We start from the raw sequence: 19,813 nt of genomic DNA on the forward strand, positions 1-19,813 counted from the left end.
CGAGGTTTTACCGCGTTTTTACTTGGCCATACCCACGGTCACCTGTACTTTTTCCGAGTTTTACGGCCTTTGCCACATTTTCTATGCTCTGTTTAATGTCCGCTTAAGCTAATAGCGGTACACTATATAGTGCTCTAGGGCCTCACCACCGTGTGTGGCCTATTTTTACCGGTGAGCACGGCTATAACAGCACGGTAGCCTATAGAAAGTCAGCCCAGGCACCCCAGGATAAAGAATGGATGTATTAAGAGAGATTGTTCACGCACTGTGGACGCAAGACTTTACTGCACTTGCCGATCCCAGCGTGATTTGGGTGGTTTATGCCGTCCTTTTTACCACCTTGTTTTTGGAAAACGGTTTGTTGCCCGCTTCCTTCCTGCCCGGAGATAGCTTACTGCTGTTGGCCGGTGCCTTGATCGCCAAAGGCGTGATGAACTTTATCCCCACGCTGATTATTCTGACGGTCGCCGCCAGCCTTGGCTGTTGGCTCAGCTATCTGCAAGGGCGATGGCTTGGCCATACCTCGGTGGTGAAAGGCTGGTTGCTACAGCTACCGGCGCAATACCACCAGCGCGCGCACATGCTGTTTAACCGCCACGGCCTGGTCGCTTTACTGATTGGCCGTTTCCTGGCATTTGTACGCACCCTGTTGCCTACCATGGCCGGTATCTCGGGCCTCAATAGCGCCCGTTTTCAAATCTTTAACTGGCTCAGCGGCTTGCTGTGGGTAGGCTCGGTAGTCACGCTGGGCTATGCCTTTAGCCAAATCCCGCTGGTGAAACGCCACGAAGATCAGGTGATGGCCGGGCTGATGATCCTGCCGATGGTGCTGTTGGTCGTTGGACTGCTGGGCGTGATGCTGGTCGTTTGGCGTAAAAAACGCGCATCCTGAGTCAGGTGGCGGTTTTACCCACCGCCACAGTAACCCATATCGTGATGCCTCTTATCCCTGTTTAAAAAGTTGGTCGCAGATAAAATCCACAAATACTCGAATCTTTGGTGATAGATGCCGACTGGAGGGCCAGAGCGCCCAAAAGCCCCCCTGATCCTTGGTGTAAGTATCTAACAACGTTTCAAGATCGCCCACGGCCAACGCCTCCTTGACTAAAAAATCAGGCATGTAAGCAATGCCATGCCCGTCAATGGTTGCCATCAGCATTGCCTCCATGTTATTCAACGTCAGGGATGAGTTTAGGCGCAACTGGGTTATTTCCGGATCTGCCGTTAATGTCCAGTCCATGATTTTACCTCTCGTGACAAAACGGTAACGAAGGCAATCATGCAACTCCAGATCGAGCAACTTCTCAGGTCGTCCTTTACGTTTCAGATAACCAGGGGCGGCACAAAGAACAAAACGGAAAGGCCCAAGCCTACGCGACATCAGCCGCGAATCCACAAGATCACCGCTTCGTATCACCACATCAAACCCATCATCGATAAGATCAACGAGTTGATCGTTGAAATCCAACTCTAACTCAACTTCTGGGTAGGCTTTGCGAAAGTCAGGCATCATTGGTAACAGAAAGCGGTACCCGATGGTGGGCAAACTGACCCGCAAACGACCTCGGGGCGCTTGAACTGAATGCGACAGCATGGCCTCAGCGTCCTGCAAGTCATCAAGGATTTTCCGGCATCGTTGGTAGAACATTTCCCCTTCAACAGTGAGACTAACCTTGCGGGTACTACGCTGAAACAGGCGAACGTTCAGAGACCCTTCAAGCCTCGCAACATTCTTTCCTACCGCCGTTGCGGAAATGCCTATGGCACGTGCGGCAGAGACAAAGCTCAACGATTCTGCGGTTTTCACGAACGAGAGGATGCTGGTGAGACTCTCCATAGGATTAAGACCTTTTTGTTCATTATAAGTGGAGTTTTAACCCATTTATTCAACATTGCGACCTCTATAGATTTAGTTTCCCAGATTGCTACAAAAATGAGGGATTACGCAATGGGTAACAATTCCAAAGGCCGTTACTACGTTCTAGGCGCGATTTGCCTAGCCGCTCTGGTATTACCGCTGAGCTTCACCGGGGGTGCCGTCGCCACCCCAACCATCAGCAAGGTTTTCAACGCCGGCCCACCTGCCCAAGCCTGGGTAACCAACGCGTTCATGTTGAGTTTCGGTAGCCTACTCATGGCCGCCGGAACGCTTTCGGACATTTACGGCCGTAAACGCTTATTCACCTTGGGTCTTATGCTATTCGTCATCGTCAGCTTACTTCTGGCCAGTGCCACCAGCATTGTCTGGCTGGATATATTGCGGGCAATTCAGGGGATAGCCGCCGCAGCAGCACTCGCTAGCGGTTCGGCCGCTCTGGCGCAAGAGTTCGAAGGGCATGACAGAACCCGAGCCTTTAGCCTGCTGGGAGCGACCTTCGGCCTCGGCCTGGCATTTGGCCCAATGATTGCTGGTGCGCTGATTGAACAGTTCGGCTGGCGCTCGATCTTCATTACCACCGCAATACTCGCCGCAACAGCGCTGATCGCCGCCGTTTCACAGATGCACGAAAGCAAGAATCCGCAGTCTCAAAAGCTGGATCTTCCCGGTTTGGCGAGTTTTTCAGCGATGCTCGTGCTTTTCACTACCGGGATCATCCTCGCCCCACAAGCTGGGTGGGGTTCATCGTTGATCGTGGGCATACTTATCAGCGCGCTGACTTGCCTGATAGCGTTCGTGGTTATTGAGCTACGCTCAAAGGAGCCGATGCTCGAACTCAGCCTGCTCAGGCATCCACGTTTCATCGGTGTCCAGATACTTCCTTTAGGAACCTGCTATTGCTACATCGTTCTGATAGTGCTGCTGCCATTCAGGCTGACCGGCGTTGAAGGTATTTCCCCCATACAAAGCGGCCTGGTCATGCTGGCACTTTCGGCGCCGATGCTGGTGGTGCCGTTACTGGCCGCTTGGTTAACCCGTTGGATCACTGCTGGAACCCTCTCTGGCGTCGGTTTTCTGCTGGCAGCCACAGGGCTGTACATGCTCAGCCAAGTGCCCATCGGCGATCACCGGCAGTTGATCTTGGCCATGCTAATCATCGGTATCGGAACAGGTTTTCCCTGGGGGCTGATGGATGGACTAGCGGTAAGCGTGGTACCTAAAGAACAAGCGGGCATGGCGGCTGGAATTTTTAACACCACTCGTGTCGCTGGAGAAGGTATCGCACTTGCAATCTCCATTGCCATGCTCACTACTCTGGTCAACAGCAACCTCCTTCGCCTGCAACCGCAGAGTGATAATGGCGAATTGGTCCAACGTTTGGTCATGGGGGATATGAGCCTCTCTCAAAACCTAGACCCTGCGCTGGTACTTGCCGTATACCAGAAGGGTTTTAGTACCCTAATGTTGATACTCACGCTCTTTACTATTATCTCAGCTGGCGCCGCGTTCTTCTTGCTGAGCCGAAAGGCGCGGCTATAGCGCCATCCTCGCGGGCAGGTGGCTGACCAGCGCATCCACCGCCAGCCGCACTTTCAAGGGTAAATGCGGCGTCAGCGGCCAGACGGCATGCACTTCAAAGTCTTTCCCCGGGATTTCTCCCAACACCTGCTGCAATCGGCCTTCCAGCAAGGCATCACGGATTAGCCAGCATGGCAGCCAGGCAATGCCAAACCCGGCCACCGCCGCGTCAGCAATCGCCTGCAGATCGTCCATCAACAAACGGGGTTTAGGCATCACTTCTCGCATTGTTCCGTCTGCCTGCGGGATCAACCAGCTACGTATCATTGCGGCGTAGCGATAAGCGATAGCATCGTGCTGGGGCAGTTCCTCAACGCTCCTCGGCATACCACAGCGAGCCAGATAATCCGGCGAGGCACATAGGGTCATGCGGTTATCCCCTAGCCTTCTAGCCACCAGCCCGGCGCTGTCCGGCAATGGGCCGTTACGCACCGCTAGATCGAATCCCTCCTCAGCCACATCCACCACCCGATCGCTGAATGACAGATCGAGTTCCAATCCTGGATGCTCACGCGCCAACAAGGTAAGCACCGGCGCGATACACAGGCGGCCAATCAGCACCGGCATCGAGACCCGCAACCGGCCACTGACCTGCCGCTTACCGCTTTCCAGCAGGTTCTCTGCAACGCGGATCTCCTCCAACGCCCGTAAACAACGCTCATAGAACAGCGCGCCGTCGTCAGTCAGATTCAGGCTGCGGGTGGTGCGGTGAAACAACCGCACGCCCAGCCGTTGTTCCAGCCGGGCGATAGTTTTACCCACCGCCGAACGGGAAAGATGCAGCCTGTTGGCCGCCAGCGCAAAGCTGCCCGCCTCCACCACGCTGACCAATACCGAGATGCCGCTTAATCGGTCGTTCATTTTTTGTAGCCTTTCAGGAAACAATCATGGGAAAAATTATCGCCACTGGTGATTTTAAATCAACGTTATTATCTGTGAATATCTTCAACCCATCAGGAGCACCACATGGCCGATACCATGCAACGTTGGACGATGAACGCCGTAGGGCGTGAGCATCTGCAATTAACCGAGAGCGCCATTCCAGAACCCGGCCCACATCAGGTACGGGTGAAAGTGAACGCCGTGGCGCTGAACTACCGCGATAAGATGGTGATAGAAGGCACCATGCCGTTGGATCTGCCGCTGCCGTTTACCCCTGCCTCGGATATGGCTGGGGTGGTAGACGCGGTGGGAAGCGGCAGCACGCGTTTTCGCCCTGGCGATCGGGTGATCTCTACCTTTAGCCCAGACTGGATCGACGGAAAACCTGACGGTGATGCCCGCACCCCGCCTTATCGTACGGCAGGCGGTACTTATCAGGGAATGCTGGCGGAATACGTAGTGGTCGATGAAACCTGGCTGAGCGCGTCACCTAACAGTTTGGACGATGCCCAAGCCAGTACCCTACCCTGCGCCGGACTGACGGCCTGGTTCGCCTTGGTAGAACGCGGCCATTTGCGTGCCGGGGAATCGGTATTGGTGCAAGGCACCGGTGGCGTTGCCTTGTTCGCGCTACAAATTGCCAAAGCCCACGGAGCAGAGGTCTTTATCACTTCCGGCAGCGAAGAGAAGCTACTACGAGCCAAGGCGTTAGGGGCCGATCACGGCATTCACCGCCTGCAAGGGGATTGGGTGGAGTCGATCTATCAACTGACGCAGGATCGCGGTATCGATCATATTGTCGAAACCGTGGGTGGCAGCAATCTGATTAACTCCCTGCGCGCAGTGGCGATCCACGGGCGTATTTCCGTGATCGGCATGTTGGAAGGCGCGGAGATCGCCATCCCCGCAGGCCTGTTGTTGCTGAAGTCGCCACAGATCCAGGGGATTGCTGTCGGCCATCGCCGCGCATTGGAAGATCTGGTACGCGCCGTCGACGCCAACGGCATCAAACCTGTCATCGACCAGCGTTACCGTTTCGATCAGCTACCCGCGGCGCTCGATCACCTCGATCGCGGTCCGTTCGGCAAAATCGTACTGACGCGCTAACCCTGCATGATGGCGCTGTTGTCCCGCAGCCGGGCGATTTCATCGCTCGGCGTAATGCCAAACAGTCGCTTAAACTCGCGGCTGAACTGCGAAGCGCTCTCGTAGCCCACGCGGATCGCCGCCGTGCTGGCCTTCAGGCCGTCATGCACCATCAGCAAACGCGCCTTGTGCAGGCGATACGACTTCACATACTGCAGCGGCGAGGTGTTGGTCACCGCCTTGAAGTTATGGTGAAACGCCGACACGCTCATGTTCACTTCGTACGCCAACTGCTCGACGTTGAGGTTCTCGGCATACTGATTCTCAATCCGCCGTAACGCCTTGGCGATCTGGCTGAAATGGGTATGCCGGTTAACCAGTTCCTGCAACGAAGCACCGCAACTGCCACGCAGCACGTAATAAAGCAGCTCACGCACGATCTGTGGCCCCAGCACCCGAGCATCCAGCGGTTTCTCCATCACGTCCAACAGGCGTTCGGTGGCGCACAGCATTTCATCGCTAAGCACTGAGAGGTTAACGCCGCAACTTTCCCCCCTGGGTTGCATCAGATAATCGTCATCACCGATATCGATCAGCAGATCCTGTAGCATCTGGGTGTCGATATTGACCGCCAGCCCCACCAGCGGCTGTTCCGGGCTGGCAAAGGTTTCACACTCAAACGGCAGCGATACCGTCATCAACAGGTAGTTGCGCGGATCGTACTGAAACACCTTGCTGCCACAGTAGCCCACCTTGTGGCCCTGAAAGATGATGACAATGCCTGGCTCATACATCACCGGCTGACGCGGGTAATACTCGTCGGAATACAGCACCTTCACCATAGGTACGGGCGTTGGGCTATAGCCTTTGGCAGCGGCAAAGCGCATCGCCTGGCGCGCCATACGGCTACGTAGTTCAACGTTGTCCATCAGCAAGCCCCTCTAGTCGCCTGAATAATTCGACACGGATAATAACCATAAAGATGCCTTTTCTACAGTGTAGTGTAGAAATAGGCAAGACACCGGCAGGAATGTGCATTGTGCGATCGGGCCAGGTTACCGACAATAGACTCCAGTTATTTTGCGCCGTTGGCGCTTCCTTTATAGCCATACCCTATGGATTTCAAGCTGCAGCTAGGCGACAAGCTATCTCAGCCCCAGGAGCTTACTTTTAGTAAGTGACTGGGGTGACAAATCTGTCGGGAACAGATTTGAACGCTGTACACAGCGGCCCCGAAGGGGTGAGGTCCACGGATGGGCCGAATAGCTAAGTGCAGGTAACAACGCTGCAGCTTGAAAGACGACGGGTATACAAAAGAGAATACGATAATGCAAAATTTCATCCTCCACACCCCAACCAAAATCCTGTTCGGTAAAGACCAGATTGCCGAATTAGGCAAACAAATCCCGGCAGACGCCCGCATCCTGATCACCTACGGCGGTGGCAGCGTGAAGAACAACGGCGTGCTGGATCAGGTCTATGCCGCGCTGGCTGGCCGCAACGTGCAGGAGTTCTCCGGTATCGAGCCTAACCCGACCTATGAAACGCTGATGAAAGCGGTGGAAGTCGTGCGGGCAGAAAAGATCGACTTCCTGCTGGCGGTCGGCGGCGGCTCAGTAGTTGATGGCACCAAATTTATCGCGGCAGCGGCCGACTACCTGGCCGATCGCGATCCTTGGCATATCCTGAAAACCGTGGGCAGCGAGATCGTCAGCGCGATACCGATGGGCTGTGTGCTGACCTTGCCAGCGACCGGCTCCGAGTCCAACAGCGGCGCGGTGATCACCCGTAAAAGCAGCGGCGACAAACAACACTTCTTCTCTCCGCTGGTGCAGCCTCTGTTCGCCGTGCTCGATCCGGTGGTGACCTATTCACTGCCACCGCGCCAAATCGCCAACGGCGTAGTGGATGCCTTTGTCCACACCATTGAGCAATACCTGACTTACCCGGTCGATGCCAAGGTGCAGGATCGCTTTGCCGAAGGCCTGCTGTTAACGCTGCTGGAGGATGGCCCACGTGCGCTGGCCGAACCGGAAAACTATGCGGTACGTGCCAACGTGATGTGGAGTGCCACCATGGCGCTGAACGGCCTGATCGGTGCCGGTGTGCCGCAGGACTGGGCAACGCATATGCTCGGCCATGAGCTGACCGCCATGCACGGCCTGGATCATGCGCAAACCCTGGCCGTCGTCCTACCTGCCTTGCTGGTAGAGAAAAAAGCCCAGAAACGCGAAAAACTGCTGCAGTACGCCGATCGCGTCTGGGGTCTGCGTGAGGGTTCCGAAGAAAGCCGTATCGACGGCGCGATTGCCGCCACCCGTGCCTTCTTTGAACAAATGGGCGTGCCAACCCATCTGTCTGATTATCAACTCGACGGTAGCTCCATCCCTGCGCTGATCGACAAATTGCACCAGCACGGGATGACTGCATTGGGCGAACATCAGGATATTACGCTGGAAGTCAGCCAACGCATTTATCAAGCGGCACGTTAATTGCTAGCGCACGATTTCATCGCAACATCACAGTTTCCTGCTAGGCTTTAGTTTCTACTTACCGTGCCCGACCGATCATCGGGCACGGTTGTGCGCCTTATCCGCGCTTTCGATCGCATCGCATAACATCGTCTCGTTAACTCATGGGAGAATTTTATGGCGAACCAATCCAGCTCCGCATCTGACAATAGCATTCGTGCCTGGGCCGCGCCCGGCAAGGGACAGCCGCTTGAACCTTTTACCTTCGACGCAGGTGCATTAGGCGACGATGAAATTGAAGTTGCTATCGATTACTGTGGCGTCTGCCACTCCGATCTCTCCATGCTCAATAATGAATGGGGCATGACCCACTACCCGTTCGTGCCCGGCCATGAGGTGGTGGGCAAAGTCACCAAGCTGGGCGCCCATGCGCAGAACAAAGGGCTGAAGATTGGCCAGGTGGTGGGCGTTGGTTGGAATCGCGGCAGCTGTATGCACTGCCACCCCTGTATGTCCGGCGATCAGCATCTGTGCAACGAGGTACAACCTACCATTATTGGTCGCCACGGCGGTTTTGCCGATCGCATCCGCAGCCACTGGGCCTGGGCAATCCCACTGCCGGAAGGCGTTGACGTGACCAGCGCTGGGCCGCTGTTCTGCGGCGGGATCACGGTGTTCAACCCACTATTGCAATACGATGTCCGCCCGACACAGCGCATTGGCGTGGTCGGTATCGGCGGCCTGGGCCACATGGCGATCCGCTTTATGCATGCCTGGGGCTGTGAAGTCACCGCCTTCACCTCGTCCAACAGCAAACGTGACGAAGCGCTTTCGCTAGGTGCACACCGCGTGGTAGCCAGCAATGACAGCGCAGCGTTGCAGGCCATCGCCAATCAGCTCGACTTTATTCTGGTCACCGCCAGCGCCTCTTTAGATTGGGACGCCTTTATCGGCACCTTGGCCCCGAAAGGCCGCCTGCACTTCGTTGGCGCGATCCCAGACCCGGTGCCGGTTCAGGTGTTCTCGTTTATCAGCAAACAGGCCGAGCTTTCCGCTTCACCTACCGGTGCCCCTTCACGCCTGGCCGATATGCTGGCGTTCTGCGCCCGGCACGGCATAGAGCCACAGGTGGAGCATTTCCCTCTGAGCAAGGTCAACGATGCCATCGCGCATCTGGAGGCGGGCAAGGCCCGTTACCGTATCGTACTGGATATGCACGCTTGAGGTCGCAAACTCGGCAAGCGCTGAGGTGGCGAACTAAAATTCATGTAAGCAGGCCTTGGCCTGAAAGCAGTCATAAGGAGATAGCGCATGCAACCCATCATCAAACTCCACGATGGTAATCTGATGCCGCAGTTGGGACTCGGCGTATGGCAAGCCAGCATTGAAGAAACCACGCTGGCCGTCACCAAAGCGCTGGAAGTCGGCTATCGCTCCATCGATACCGCCGCGATTTACAAAAACGAGGAAGGGGTGGGTGCCGCGCTGCAAGCCACCGCGATCCCACGTGAAGAGCTGTTTATCACCACCAAGCTGTGGAACGACGATCAGGGCGATCCGCAGGCGGCGCTGGAAACCAGCCTGAAAAAGCTGAAGCTGGATTACGTCGATCTCTACCTGATCCACTGGCCGAAACCGGCACAGGATCAGTATGTCGAAGCCTGGCGCGGCTTGATTAAACTGCGTGAGCAAGGGCTGGTGAAAAGCATCGGCGTCTGTAACTTCCACACGCCACATCTGCAGCGCCTGCTGGATGAAACCAGCGTCGCACCGGTGATCAACCAGATCGAATTGCACCCGCTGTTGCAACAGCGCCAGTTGCGCGCCTGGAACGCGACTCATCACATCGCCACCGAATCCTGGAGCCCATTGGCGCAAGGGGGTGAAGGCGTCTTCGATCAGCCTCTGATCAAGAAGCTGGCGGAGAAGTACAACAAGACGCCAGCACAGATCGTCGTGCGCTGGCATCTGGACAGCGGCCTGATCGTGATCCCGAAATCGGTTACGCCCGCGCGCATTCGCGAAAACTTTGAGGTGTTTGATTTCAAACTGGATAAGGACGAACTGGGCGACATCACCCAACTGGATATCGGCAACCGCCTGGGGCCGGATCCAGATTCACTGTAAGCTTGGCGGGGCCGCACTGTCGGCCCCGTTGCTTTATTGTTGGTAGCTTCTCGCGTTAATTGGCTTTTAACCCAAGATCTTATCGGGCGCTGGCGCTATGATATGGCGCAGCAATCCGTTCACAGTAGCTTGGAGTTTCATGACCCTCTCTTTCTCATCTTTGCCGCGCCTGGCCATGTTGTTAATGCTGTTGGTATTGGCAGGCTGTTCCAGTAAGCACCAGCGCACCAGCCACGATCCTCATGCCTATGACGATGAAATCGAAGACGCGGCCGACGAGTATGATGTCGATGAAAAACTGATCGCCGCTATTATTCAGGTAGAGTCTGGCTTTAACCCTAAAGCTGTCAGCCCTTCCAATGCGATCGGTCTGATGCAGCTCAAGGCGAATACCGCCGGTTGTGATGCTTACCGCTTTAAAGGCAAACGCGGCTGCCCGGATGATGACGATCTGTTGGATCCAGAAACCAATATCGATCTGGGGGCGGCCTATATCGGCGCACTGCAACAGCAGCAACTGAAGTGGATTGACGATCCGGTGACTCGCCGCTATGCCACTGAAGTGGCCTATGCCAACGGCGCAGGAGCCTTGCTACGTACCTTCTCCAGCGATCGCAAAAAAGCCATCAGAATGATCAACAACCTGTCACCCGAGGCCTTTCACTGGCATGTGCGCCAGTACCATCCCTCACCGCAGGCACCGCGTTATATGCTGAAGGTCGAGGCCGCGTATAACAGTTTGTAGCCTGGCAATAGCTAGCTCCATAGCGTCATCCCTGAAAGGGATAACAAAATAATATCCTCGCCAAGGGATAATTTATGGAATATCCCCTCTAGGGGATAAAAGAAAGGGAGCCACTTGGGCTCCCTGCTCTATCAGGCCTTACCGTTACGGATAGGCTTGCGCGGTGGCTTGTTGGACGGTGTGCGCTGGCGGGTAATGTCCGTGTGCTTGGTCAACGCCGGGCGGGTATGCCGCTGTAGGCGCTTGGCCTCGCGCTGTTCGTCGATGCTCGGTGCTGGCACCAGGCATTCGCGACGGCCACCAATCAGGTGCTTCATCCCCATCTCTTCCAACGCCGTACGGATCAGCGGCCAGTTAAGCGGATCGTGATAGCGCAACAATGCCTTATGCAGGCGGCGCTGGCGATCGCCCTTCGGAATAAACACATCTTCGCTCTTATACCCCACCTTACCCAACGGGTTCTTGCCGCTGTAATACATGGTGGTGGAGTTCGCCATTGGCGACGGGTAGAAGTTCTGTACCTGATCGAGACGGAAACGGTTTTTCTTCAGCCACAGGGCCAGATTCACCATGTCTTCATCGCGGGTGCCCGGATGCGAGGAGATGAAATAAGGGATCAGGTACTGCTCTTTACCTGCCTGCTTGGAATACTGATCGAACAACTGCTTGAAGCGATCGTAGCTGCCCATCCCCGGCTTCATCATCTTGGATAATGGCCCGGTTTCGGTATGCTCTGGCGCGATCTTCAGATAGCCACCCACGTGATGGGTCGCCAGTTCCTTGATATAACGCGGATCTTCAACCGCCAGATCGTAACGCACCCCGGAGGCGATCAGGATCTTCTTGATCCCTTCCAGCTCACGGGCGCGGCGGTAGAGCTTGATGGTCGGCTCATGGTTGGTATCCATATAGGTACAGATTTCCGGATACACGCAGGAGGCACGGCGGCAGGTTTGCTCGGCACGCGGGTTGGTGCAGCGCAGCATATACATGTTGGCTGTTGGCCCACCCAGATCGGAGATCACCCCGGTAAAACCTGGCACCTTGTCACGGATCTCTTCGATTTCACGCACGATCGAGTCTTCCGAACGGCTCTGGATGATGCGCCCTTCATGCTCGGTGATCGAACAGAATGAACAGCCGCCGTAGCAGCCGCGCATAATATTCACCGAGAAGCGGATCATATCGTAGGCCGGGATGCGATCTTCGCCATAGGATGGGTGCGGCACACGCTGGTAGGGCAGGGCAAACACGCTGTCCATTTCCGGCGTGGTGAGTGGGATCGCCGGTGGGTTGATCCACACGTAGCGGTCGCCATGTTTTTGCATCAAGGCGCGGGCGCAGCCAGGGTTGGTTTCATGGTGCAAGATGCGTGAAGTGTGGGCATACAGCACCTTGTCCGCCTTCACTTTCTCGAAGGAAGGCAGCAGCACGTAGGTTTTTTCCCACGGCTTGGGCTTGGCGGCACGCACGGTGACGGGCTTGGCTTCTGGCTCTGGCGTGCTGCCGTCGGCACAGGGCAAATCTTCACCGTAAGGATTAGGGATTGGCTCGATGCGGCCCGGCTTGTCCAGGCGAGTGGAATCCACCCCGCTCCAGCCCGGCATGGCCCCTTTACGCATCACTGCGGTGTTACGGATATCGTGGATATCCTGAATTTTTTCACCCGCCGCCAGGCGATGCGCCAACTCCACCAGCGGGCGTTCGCCGTTGCCGTAGATCAGCATATCGGCCTTGGAATCCACCAGCACCGAGCGGCGCACGGTATCCGACCAGTAATCATAATGGGCAATGCGGCGCAGGCTGGCTTCGATACCGCCCAGGATGACGGGCACATCTTTATAGGCTTCTCTACAGCGTTGGCTATAGACCAGGGTGGCGCGATCCGGGCGTTTGCCACCCACGTTACCGGCGGTGTAGGCATCGTCATGACGCAGCTTACGATCGGCGGTATAGCGGTTGATCATCGAATCCATATTGCCGGCGGTCACGCCGAAGAACAGGTTCGGTTTGCCCAAACGCATAAAGTCTTCTTTGTTGCTCCAGTCCGGCTGGGCAATGATCCCCACGCGGAAGCCCTGAGCCTCCAGCATGCGGCCCACAATCGCCATGCCAAAGCTTGGGTGATCGACGTAAGCGTCCCCGCTGATCACAATCACATCGCAGCTATCCCAGCCTAATTGGTCCATCTCCTCACGCGACATCGGTAAAAACGGCGCGGGGCCAAAACATTCGGCCCAATAAGGCTCGTAGGAGAACAATTCACGTTCGGGTTGGATCAGGCTGGTAGTGCTCATTCGGGTGCTCTTGTGCAGGTTAATTTATCGCCGGGCGGCGATTATACGCACTCACCGCCAAAAGAGCATGGTTATTTCTCAGATTACTCAGCTTTTGACCTCGAACTCGTACACATCACTGCGGCACAGCGTTTCGCTGAACTCCAGCACTTCGCCCTGGGCGTTGCGGCTGGTCTGGACAATGCGTAACAGCGGTGTGCCGCTTTGTACATTGAGCAAGCTGGCGTTTTCGTCACTGCTGGCAACCGCCTTCAATAAAAAATGCCTGCCCTCTGGCACAATACCTCGCGACTTCCATAGGGCATACAGCGAGTGTTCCAGCTCTTCGGGATTGGGCAAAAAACGGGTCGGGATATAGGTGGTTTCCAACGATACCGGATTGCCATCCATCAACCGCAGACGGCGTAGCTTGACCACGATACTGCCGCTTGCCAACTCCAGCGCCTTGGCTACCTCGCTGGGTGCCTTTATGCAGGAACGCAACAGCCATTGGTTACTGACGCTGCTGCCACTGCGCAAAACCTGCGCGGTAAAGCCGTTATCCTGATTGAGGGAATAGCCGATGTGCATGGCCACTCGAGTACCAATACCCTGTTGGCGTGAGACCAGCGCTTGTTCTTCCAGCAATTTCATCGCCTTACTGACCGTAACGCGCGACAAATCCAATGCCTCAGCCAACACTCGTTCCGGCGGTAAAAAATCGCCAACGCCCAGCACACGCTGCTTGATGGCAATTTCCAAGGTATTCGCCAGTTGGATGTAACGTGGTGCCGCCGCTGCCTGTGAAAACTGCTGACGCAGCCAGGCAATAAAATCATTCATCGGACCCACCTCTGATTTGTTCGCATTCCTCAACCGCCTCGTTTTTACCATATTTGTCACATTCAGGGTAATGACATCATACGCGTTTGCATTGGACTTAGATTGGAATCACATTTTTCACACATTGGACTTCAATTGGATCCATTTTGCGGTTAACATTAGCCGTACTGATGTTTTACATCGGTATGCACCAACACCAGGGAACACCCATAAAAATGAAAAATATAAAAAATCCTCACCACGCCATACTCGGGGCGCTCTATGGGCAAGCCGTGGGCGATGCGATGGGGATGCCGTCAGAACTGTGGCCATTACAACAGGTTAGTGATTATTTTGGTTGGATCACCCACTTCCTGCCTGGCCCGGCAGAAAATATCGCAGCCAACGGCTTTATCGCCGGAGAATACACGGATGACACCCAGCAGGCAGTGGCCTTGATGGATGCGCTGTTGGCCGCCGAGGGCCGGGTCGAGCCGGAACGTATTGCTCACCACATCATGCTGTGGGCAGAACGGATCGGAGCCTTTGAGAAAAATATCCTCGGCCCCAGCTCCAAAGCCGCGCTGTTGGCGTTTCGCGCCGGTACGCCGGTGGCAGAGATCGCCGCTAACGGCGTGACCAATGGAGCCGCCATGCGTGTAGCTCCGTTAGGTTGCCTGCTGCCAAGTGGCGATTTGCCAGCATTTATTGAAGCAGTACGGCAGTCTTGCAGCCCGACCCACAAGTCGGATATCGCCGTGGCCGGCGCTTTTGCCATTGCCTGGGCCGTTAGCCGGGCTATCGAAGGCGCTGATTGGGCCACCATCAAGCAAGAACTGCCCGCACGTGTTGAGCAGGTGCAACAGCAACACATCACCACCTTCAGCCCTTCGCTCAGCCGCCGTCTGGTTTGGGCGCTGGAGTTCACCGCTAGCCTGAGCCATCGGCAGGATAGTGAAGCATTGGCGGAGCTTTACCACACCGTCGGTGCCGGGATGGACACTATCGAGTCAATCCCGATGGCGTTGGCACTGGTTGAACTGGCAGACACCGATCCGCAACGTTGTGCGATCCTGGCCGCCAATCTGGGTGGAGATACCGATACCATTGGCGCCATGGCAACGGCAATCTGCGGAGCCTTACGCGGCGTGGCTGCTTTCCCGACGGAGTGGATCGCCACGATCAATAGCGCCAATAAAATAGATTTTGAGCCCTACGCGGCCGCTCTCCTCAGGCTGCGAAAACAGGAATAAATCGCACCATGAGTGAAATCAACCGCAGTGAGACATGGAAAGTAGAAAGTACCGGGATCGATCGCGTACCGGATGCGGAGCAGACCGGTAAACCGCTCGAGCTGTTCTGGATATGGTCTGCCGCCAACATCGGCATTCTCGGCGTGGTGTACGGGGCAATTATTGTCGCGTTCGGCCTGTCCTTTATCCAGTCAATCCTGGCCGCATTGGTCGGTGTAGCCAGCTTTGCTTTGGTCGGTTACACCAGCTTCGCCGGGAAACGTGGCCGTACCTCTACTTTGACCTTATCGCGGGTGATTTTTGGCCTGAAGGGCAACATCGCCCCCACCACCTTCAGTTGGATCAACCTGATGGGCTGGGAAGCGGTGAACGTCATTACCGGCACGCTCACTCTGGCGGCGCTGTTCCAGGCCATAGGCTTGGGTGAAAGCCACTCCCTAACCGCTATCAGCCTGTTGCTGTTTGGTGGCTTGACCATCGTAGTCAGCCTGCTGGGCCAGAACACGGTAGTCTGGATGCAGAGCTGGTTCAGCCGGATATTCGGCACCATGACGCTGATTGTGGTGCTGTATATCGTCTTCACCACCGAATGGGGCAAAGTGCTGTCACTGCCTTCCGGCAGTTGGTTGACCGGGTTCCTGCCCGCCGTTTCGGTGATCGCCGCCGGTACCGGCATCAGTTGGGCCATCGCCGGGGCCGATTACAGCCGTTATCAAAGCCCAGAATCTTCAGATAAAAGCATCTTTGCCGCCGTGGTGGGCGGTGCCTGCCTGCCCCTGATCCTGCTGATGTTCACCGGCATTCTGCTTTCGGTACAGCTGCCGGATCTGGCCAGCGCCGCCAACCCGATTGCGTTAATCGGCTCGGTGCTGCCAAAGTGGATGGCCATCCCTTACCTGTTAGCCGCAACCGCCGGTATCGTCACTATTGCCGTGCTCAGCCTCTACTCCGCCAGCCTTAACCTGCTAACGCTTGGCGTGAAGGTGAAACAGTCGCTGGCCGTCTCCATTGACGCCGTAGTGATCCTTGGCATCGCCATCTATGTGCTGTTTATCTCTGGCGACTTTATGGGGCCATTCATCTCGTTCCTGGTGTTCTGCGGGGTCTTCCTTGCCGCCTGGGAAGCCATTTTCATTCTCGATTATGCTAAAGTGCGCCGTCATCATGGTTACGACGGTAATGCCCTGTACGGCCTGAACGGCCAGAACCGCGGCGTGCGTAAGGTGCCGTTATTCTGCTGGTTCCTCGGCGCCTTGTGTGGGCTGCTGGTGACCAAAACCGGCTTTATCGATGGCCCATTGGCTAAAGGCCTGTTCGCTGATTCCAGCCTGGGGCTGTTCGTTTCCTTCCTGGTCAGCCTGATTGCCTATGGCCTCTATCTGGCAAGTAACAAAGGACATCAATGAGTGAATTTGTCGCAGTAAAACCCATTCTGGTGGTAGGCGGTGCCGTAGGTGACGTAGTTCTCACGCTACCAAAGCTGCCAGCCAGCGGTGAAGATATCGAAGCGCAGCCACAAGAGCGACAGATTGGCGGTTGCGCCTTCAACGTAGCACGGGCGCTACGCCGCCTGGATGTCCCCGTGATTAACGGTATGCCGGTCGGCAACGGAGACTGGGGAACAGCCATCGAAGCCGCCATGCAGGAGCTGGATCTGCCGGTGCTGTTACGCCATGGCCAGTTGGACAACGGTTGGTGTCTGGCGTTGGTGGAGCCCAACGGTGAACGTACTTTTGTTACCGTGACCGGTTGTGAAGCCCATTGGAATAAGGCGCAACTCACCACCCTGCCGCTAACGCCGGAAACGGTGGTGTATGCCAACGGCTATGAACTGGTGGGGGAACCCGGTGAAGCACTGCGAGACTGGCTTACCCGCCTGCCGTTCGATCAGTGGCGGCTGCTGGATCCCGGCCCGCGCGTCGGTCAACTGGGTGAAGAGTTTTTCGCCATGCTTAGCGACAGCCACACCTTGCTGACCCTCAATCGTGACGAAGTCGCGATCTTGTGTGGGGAAGGCGACGCAGTCAGCGCCGCACAACGTTATGCCACAGCGCATAACATTACTCTGATCTGCCGGTTGGATCGTGACGGTGCCTGGGTCTGTGATGGCCGCAATGAACCGCAGCATGTGCCCGTTTACCCGGTTGACGTCGTCGATACCATCGGCGCGGGAGATGCCCACTGCGCGGGTGTGCTAGCCGGGCTTTCCGCTGGCCTGCCGCTGGTACAAGCCGTCGATCTTGCCAACCGCGTGGCCGCCTGCGTGGTAGCCAGCCGTGGTGCCGCCGGAGCACCAGACTGGCAACAGCTGCAACAGCGTTTTCCTGCCTGAAGACTCACCCTGTAGGAGCACCACAATAGTGTTTCCGTTTAGCTGATGGTGTAAGCGGGCGCAGCATGCTGCGCCCGTTTATCTTTTTCATCAATCTGCCTTTAATGCGCCTTCTGCAGATCGCCGTTCATCTCTTCCGGCCGATGTTGGTAGTTGAAAGACAGGGCAAAAATCACCCCCAGCACCAGCGTATAGGCGGCAAACACCAGCCAGATACTCTGCCAATCTTTCACCCCGTTATGGGTGAAGAAGTCCACAACCTCGCCGCTGGCGATGGCTCCAACGTAAGCCCCTGCACCGTTAACCATGGTCATAAACAGCCCCTGAGCGCTGGCACGGATGCGGTGGTCGGTTTCCTTTTCCACAAAGATGGCGCCAGAAATATTGAAGAAATCAAACGCACAGCCGTAAACGATCATTGAAAGCAGAAGCAGCAGGAAGCCGAACCCGGCAGGCGTTCCGTAGGCCAGGAACAGGAAACGCAGCGTCCAGGCCGCCATGCTGATCAGCATCACCTGCTTGATGCCGTATCTACGCAGGAAGAACGGGATGGTGAGGATGAAAAACACCTCAGAGATTTGCGACAGGGAGAGCAGCACCGAAGGATAGCGTACGCTGAGGCTGTCCTGATACAGCGGGTTAAGAGAGAAATCGTGCAGGAACGGGTTGCCGAAGGTATTGGTGATTTGCAGCGCCGCCCCCAGCAACATGGCAAACAGGAAGAACACCGCCATGCGCTTTTGCTTGAACAGCACGAACGCATCCAACCCCAACATGCTGACCCAGCTTTGCGAGCGTTTCACCTTGTTGGTCGGGCAATTTGGCAACGTCAGGGAGTAGACTGCCAATAGCAGCGATACCGCGGAAGCCAGATACAGCTGCATATTGCTCAATTCAATGCGGCTAAAGCTAATTAGCCACATCGCCAGAATAAAGCCCACGGTGCCATAAACCCGCACCGGCGGGAAATCCTTGACCGTATCAAAACCGTGCTTTTCCAGACAGAAGTAAGAAATGGCGTTGGACAGCGCCATGGTGGGCATATAGACCATCGCGTTGAACAGCATGACCCAGAACATCACCATCGGCTGATCGACCTGTGCGGCGTAGTACAACGCCACCGCCCCCAGCAGATGACACAGGCCATACAGACGGTTGGCCTTGATCCAGCGATCGGCAATGATCCCTGCCAGGCTTGGCATGATCAGCGCGGCGATCCCTTTCGAACTGTACACCATGCCTACCTGCGCCCCGCTGAAGTGCAAGGTGTTGATCATGTAGGATCCCAACGTTACCAACCAGGCGCCCCAGATAAAGAACTGGAGAAAGATCATCACCTTCAATCGTGTTTTTATTGCCATTACCATCACCTATTGTTGTGATTTACGCGGCAAGGTAGGGCTTGCCGCGGGGTAGTCGGATGGAAATAAGAATTACAGCGTTTTGAAGAACTCTCGGATCAGGCGCATAAAGTCGTCTGCCGCCAGCGCAGCGCAGCTCAGCGTCTGCTCATGGGAAAGCGGCGTATCGGATAACCCTTCGGCATAGTTGGTCATCGCCGAGACCACCAGCACTTTCAGGCCGCAGTGCCGGGCCGAAAGCACTTCGGGCACGATCGACATCCCCACCACGTCACAGCCCAGCGTCTGCATCATGCGGATCTCGGCCGGGGTTTCAAAGTTCGGGCCGGTGTAGGCGGCAAATACCCCTTCTGCCAGTGGGATACCGGCCTTGGCCGCTACCGCCGCCAGTTGCGCACGCAAGTCACGATCATAGGCGTTAGCCAGGCTGAAGAAGCGTGGACCAAAACGCTCGTCGTTAGCCCCCACCAGCGGGGATTCCGGCATAAAGTTGATGTGGTCGGTCAGCGCCACCAGGCTACCCGGAGCTACCGATTTACGCAGTGAACCAGCGGCATTGGTCGCCAACAGGAATTCACAGCCCAGCAGTTTGAAGGTGCGCACGGCAGTGGTCATCACCTGCATGCCACGGCCCTCATAGAAATGCCCGCGCCCTTTCATGCACAGCACCGGCACGCCTTCCAGCCAGCCCGCCACCAATTGCCCTGCGTGGCCCACTACGCCGCTCACCGGGAAACCTGGTAATTCGGTATAGTCGATGGTTACGGCGTCGGTCATTACGTCTGCCAGCGCCCCCAGCCCCGATCCCAGAATCAGTGCTGCACGAGGTTGAAAGCCTGGTAGTCTGGTCCGCAGCACTTCGGCACAAGAAAAAGCATCGTCTTGATTAAACATAGTATTCTCTTCTGTAGGGGGTTAATCCCCATAGTAGAGAGCGACAGCGGGTGGCGACCAATACATTGTTGCCCGCTGATTTATTCTGTTTACCTATAAATACCCTG

The 19,813-nt window shown here is 56.1% G+C and carries 17 protein-coding genes; 10 read left to right on the top strand and 7 right to left on the bottom strand.

Annotated features, from left to right (window positions below):
- The first annotated feature begins 235 nt into the window (after positions 1–235).
- Entirely contained in the window at positions 236–892 is a 657-nt protein-coding gene (locus tag WN53_RS04055; protein ID WP_021806837.1) for a DedA family protein, read from the top strand.
- A gap of 51 nt (positions 893–943) precedes the next feature.
- On the opposite strand, the gene WN53_RS04060 is transcribed toward WN53_RS04055, so the two are convergent.
- The gene (locus tag WN53_RS04060) at positions 944–1,837 is read right to left on the bottom strand and encodes a LysR family transcriptional regulator (protein WP_024483007.1); all 894 of its coding nucleotides are present in this window, start codon (positions 1,835–1,837) and stop codon (positions 944–946) included.
- Positions 1,838–1,948: 111 nt separating this feature from the next.
- On the opposite strand from WN53_RS04060, the gene WN53_RS04065 reads away from it, so the two are divergent.
- Positions 1,949–3,418 (top strand): MFS transporter, encoded by a 1,470-nt coding sequence (locus tag WN53_RS04065; RefSeq protein WP_024483008.1) that lies wholly within the window; start codon positions 1,949–1,951, stop codon positions 3,416–3,418.
- Here WN53_RS04065 and WN53_RS04070 read toward each other — a convergent pair.
- Entirely contained in the window at positions 3,413–4,318 is a 906-nt protein-coding gene (locus tag WN53_RS04070; protein ID WP_037411329.1) for a LysR family transcriptional regulator, read from the bottom strand. The genes WN53_RS04065 and WN53_RS04070 overlap by 6 nt on opposite strands.
- 105 nt (positions 4,319–4,423) lie before the next feature.
- On the opposite strand from WN53_RS04070, the gene WN53_RS04075 reads away from it, so the two are divergent.
- Positions 4,424–5,446, top strand: a complete 1,023-nt coding sequence (locus WN53_RS04075; RefSeq protein ID WP_024483009.1) for a zinc-dependent alcohol dehydrogenase family protein — start codon at positions 4,424–4,426, stop codon at positions 5,444–5,446.
- Here the strand turns inward: WN53_RS04075 and WN53_RS04080 are convergent.
- Positions 5,443–6,327 (bottom strand): AraC family transcriptional regulator, encoded by an 885-nt coding sequence (locus tag WN53_RS04080; RefSeq protein ID WP_235166928.1) that lies wholly within the window; start codon positions 6,325–6,327, stop codon positions 5,443–5,445. The genes WN53_RS04075 and WN53_RS04080 overlap by 4 nt on opposite strands.
- Positions 6,328–6,753: 426 nt before the next feature.
- On the opposite strand from WN53_RS04080, the gene yqhD reads away from it, so the two are divergent.
- The 4 genes from yqhD to WN53_RS04100 all read left to right on the top strand — a co-directional run bounded on the left by yqhD (position 6,754) and on the right by WN53_RS04100 (position 10,768).
- Positions 6,754–7,917: an alcohol dehydrogenase gene (gene yqhD, locus WN53_RS04085; protein WP_024483011.1), complete on the top strand. Its 1,164-nt coding sequence runs from the start codon at positions 6,754–6,756 to the stop codon at positions 7,915–7,917.
- A gap of 156 nt (positions 7,918–8,073) precedes the next feature.
- The gene (gene ahr / locus WN53_RS04090; protein WP_024483012.1) at positions 8,074–9,120 is read left to right on the top strand and encodes an NADPH-dependent aldehyde reductase Ahr; all 1,047 of its coding nucleotides are present in this window, start codon (positions 8,074–8,076) and stop codon (positions 9,118–9,120) included.
- Between the two features lie 87 nt (positions 9,121–9,207).
- Positions 9,208–10,023, top strand: coding sequence for a 2,5-didehydrogluconate reductase DkgA (dkgA, locus tag WN53_RS04095; protein ID WP_024483013.1), 816 nt, complete (start codon positions 9,208–9,210; stop codon positions 10,021–10,023).
- A 139-nt stretch (positions 10,024–10,162) separates the two neighbouring features.
- On the top strand, positions 10,163–10,768 hold the full coding sequence (locus tag WN53_RS04100; protein ID WP_024483014.1) for a transglycosylase SLT domain-containing protein: 606 nt from the start codon (positions 10,163–10,165) through the stop codon (positions 10,766–10,768).
- Between the two features lie 131 nt (positions 10,769–10,899).
- On the opposite strand, the gene WN53_RS04105 is transcribed toward WN53_RS04100, so the two are convergent.
- Positions 10,900–13,065, bottom strand: a complete 2,166-nt coding sequence (locus WN53_RS04105; RefSeq protein WP_046808019.1) for a YgiQ family radical SAM protein — start codon at positions 13,063–13,065, stop codon at positions 10,900–10,902.
- An 87-nt stretch (positions 13,066–13,152) separates the two neighbouring features.
- A complete protein-coding gene (locus WN53_RS04110) occupies positions 13,153–13,887 on the bottom strand; it encodes a GntR family transcriptional regulator (protein WP_024483015.1) in 735 nt (244 codons plus the stop codon).
- A gap of 215 nt (positions 13,888–14,102) precedes the next feature.
- Here WN53_RS04110 and WN53_RS04115 point away from each other — a divergent pair, with 215 nt between their 5' ends.
- From WN53_RS04115 to WN53_RS04125, 3 genes are read left to right on the top strand one after another with little or no spacing between them, the layout of a single operon-like run.
- The gene (locus WN53_RS04115) at positions 14,103–15,119 is read left to right on the top strand and encodes an ADP-ribosylglycohydrolase family protein (RefSeq protein WP_024483016.1); all 1,017 of its coding nucleotides are present in this window, start codon (positions 14,103–14,105) and stop codon (positions 15,117–15,119) included.
- An 8-nt stretch (positions 15,120–15,127) separates the two neighbouring features.
- The gene (locus tag WN53_RS04120) at positions 15,128–16,525 is read left to right on the top strand and encodes a purine-cytosine permease family protein (protein ID WP_024483017.1); all 1,398 of its coding nucleotides are present in this window, start codon (positions 15,128–15,130) and stop codon (positions 16,523–16,525) included.
- On the top strand, positions 16,522–17,451 hold the full coding sequence (locus WN53_RS04125; protein ID WP_024483018.1) for a PfkB family carbohydrate kinase: 930 nt from the start codon (positions 16,522–16,524) through the stop codon (positions 17,449–17,451). Before WN53_RS04120 ends, WN53_RS04125 begins: the two co-directional genes overlap by 4 nt.
- Positions 17,452–17,552: 101 nt before the next feature.
- Here the strand turns inward: WN53_RS04125 and WN53_RS04130 are convergent, their stop codons facing one another.
- Positions 17,553–18,812 (bottom strand): nucleoside permease, encoded by a 1,260-nt coding sequence (locus WN53_RS04130; RefSeq protein ID WP_024483019.1) that lies wholly within the window; start codon positions 18,810–18,812, stop codon positions 17,553–17,555.
- A gap of 72 nt (positions 18,813–18,884) precedes the next feature.
- Complete coding sequence (gene xapA / locus WN53_RS04135) at positions 18,885–19,706, bottom strand: xanthosine phosphorylase (RefSeq protein WP_024483020.1); 822 nt, start codon at positions 19,704–19,706, stop codon at positions 18,885–18,887.
- Positions 19,707–19,813: the final 107 nt, after the last annotated feature.

The sequence above is a fragment of the Serratia fonticola genome (genome assembly GCF_001006005.1).
GTDB lineage: Bacteria > Pseudomonadota > Gammaproteobacteria > Enterobacterales > Enterobacteriaceae > Chania > Chania fonticola.

Excerpts from the sequence above, each read along its gene's own strand:
- WN53_RS04080 (WP_235166928.1), bottom strand. The coding sequence starts at position 6,327 with ATGGCGCGCCAGGCGATGCGCTTTGCCGCTGCCAAAGGCTATAGCCCA.
- WN53_RS04125 (WP_024483018.1), top strand. The coding sequence starts at position 16,522 with ATGAGTGAATTTGTCGCAGTAAAACCCATTCTGGTGGTAGGCGGTGCC.
- WN53_RS04070 (WP_037411329.1), bottom strand. The coding sequence starts at position 4,318 with ATGAACGACCGATTAAGCGGCATCTCGGTATTGGTCAGCGTGGTGGAG.
- WN53_RS04055 (WP_021806837.1), top strand. The coding sequence starts at position 236 with ATGGATGTATTAAGAGAGATTGTTCACGCACTGTGGACGCAAGACTTT.
- yqhD (WP_024483011.1), top strand. The coding sequence starts at position 6,754 with ATGCAAAATTTCATCCTCCACACCCCAACCAAAATCCTGTTCGGTAAA.
- ahr (WP_024483012.1), top strand. The coding sequence starts at position 8,074 with ATGGCGAACCAATCCAGCTCCGCATCTGACAATAGCATTCGTGCCTGG.
- WN53_RS04065 (WP_024483008.1), top strand. The coding sequence starts at position 1,949 with ATGGGTAACAATTCCAAAGGCCGTTACTACGTTCTAGGCGCGATTTGC.
- WN53_RS04110 (WP_024483015.1), bottom strand. The coding sequence starts at position 13,887 with ATGAATGATTTTATTGCCTGGCTGCGTCAGCAGTTTTCACAGGCAGCG.
- WN53_RS04100 (WP_024483014.1), top strand. The coding sequence starts at position 10,163 with ATGACCCTCTCTTTCTCATCTTTGCCGCGCCTGGCCATGTTGTTAATG.
- WN53_RS04120 (WP_024483017.1), top strand. The coding sequence starts at position 15,128 with ATGAGTGAAATCAACCGCAGTGAGACATGGAAAGTAGAAAGTACCGGG.
- WN53_RS04075 (WP_024483009.1), top strand. The coding sequence starts at position 4,424 with ATGGCCGATACCATGCAACGTTGGACGATGAACGCCGTAGGGCGTGAG.
- WN53_RS04115 (WP_024483016.1), top strand. The coding sequence starts at position 14,103 with ATGAAAAATATAAAAAATCCTCACCACGCCATACTCGGGGCGCTCTAT.
- WN53_RS04130 (WP_024483019.1), bottom strand. The coding sequence starts at position 18,812 with ATGGCAATAAAAACACGATTGAAGGTGATGATCTTTCTCCAGTTCTTT.
- xapA (WP_024483020.1), bottom strand. The coding sequence starts at position 19,706 with ATGTTTAATCAAGACGATGCTTTTTCTTGTGCCGAAGTGCTGCGGACC.
- WN53_RS04105 (WP_046808019.1), bottom strand. The coding sequence starts at position 13,065 with ATGAGCACTACCAGCCTGATCCAACCCGAACGTGAATTGTTCTCCTAC.
- WN53_RS04060 (WP_024483007.1), bottom strand. The coding sequence starts at position 1,837 with ATGGAGAGTCTCACCAGCATCCTCTCGTTCGTGAAAACCGCAGAATCG.
- dkgA (WP_024483013.1), top strand. The coding sequence starts at position 9,208 with ATGCAACCCATCATCAAACTCCACGATGGTAATCTGATGCCGCAGTTG.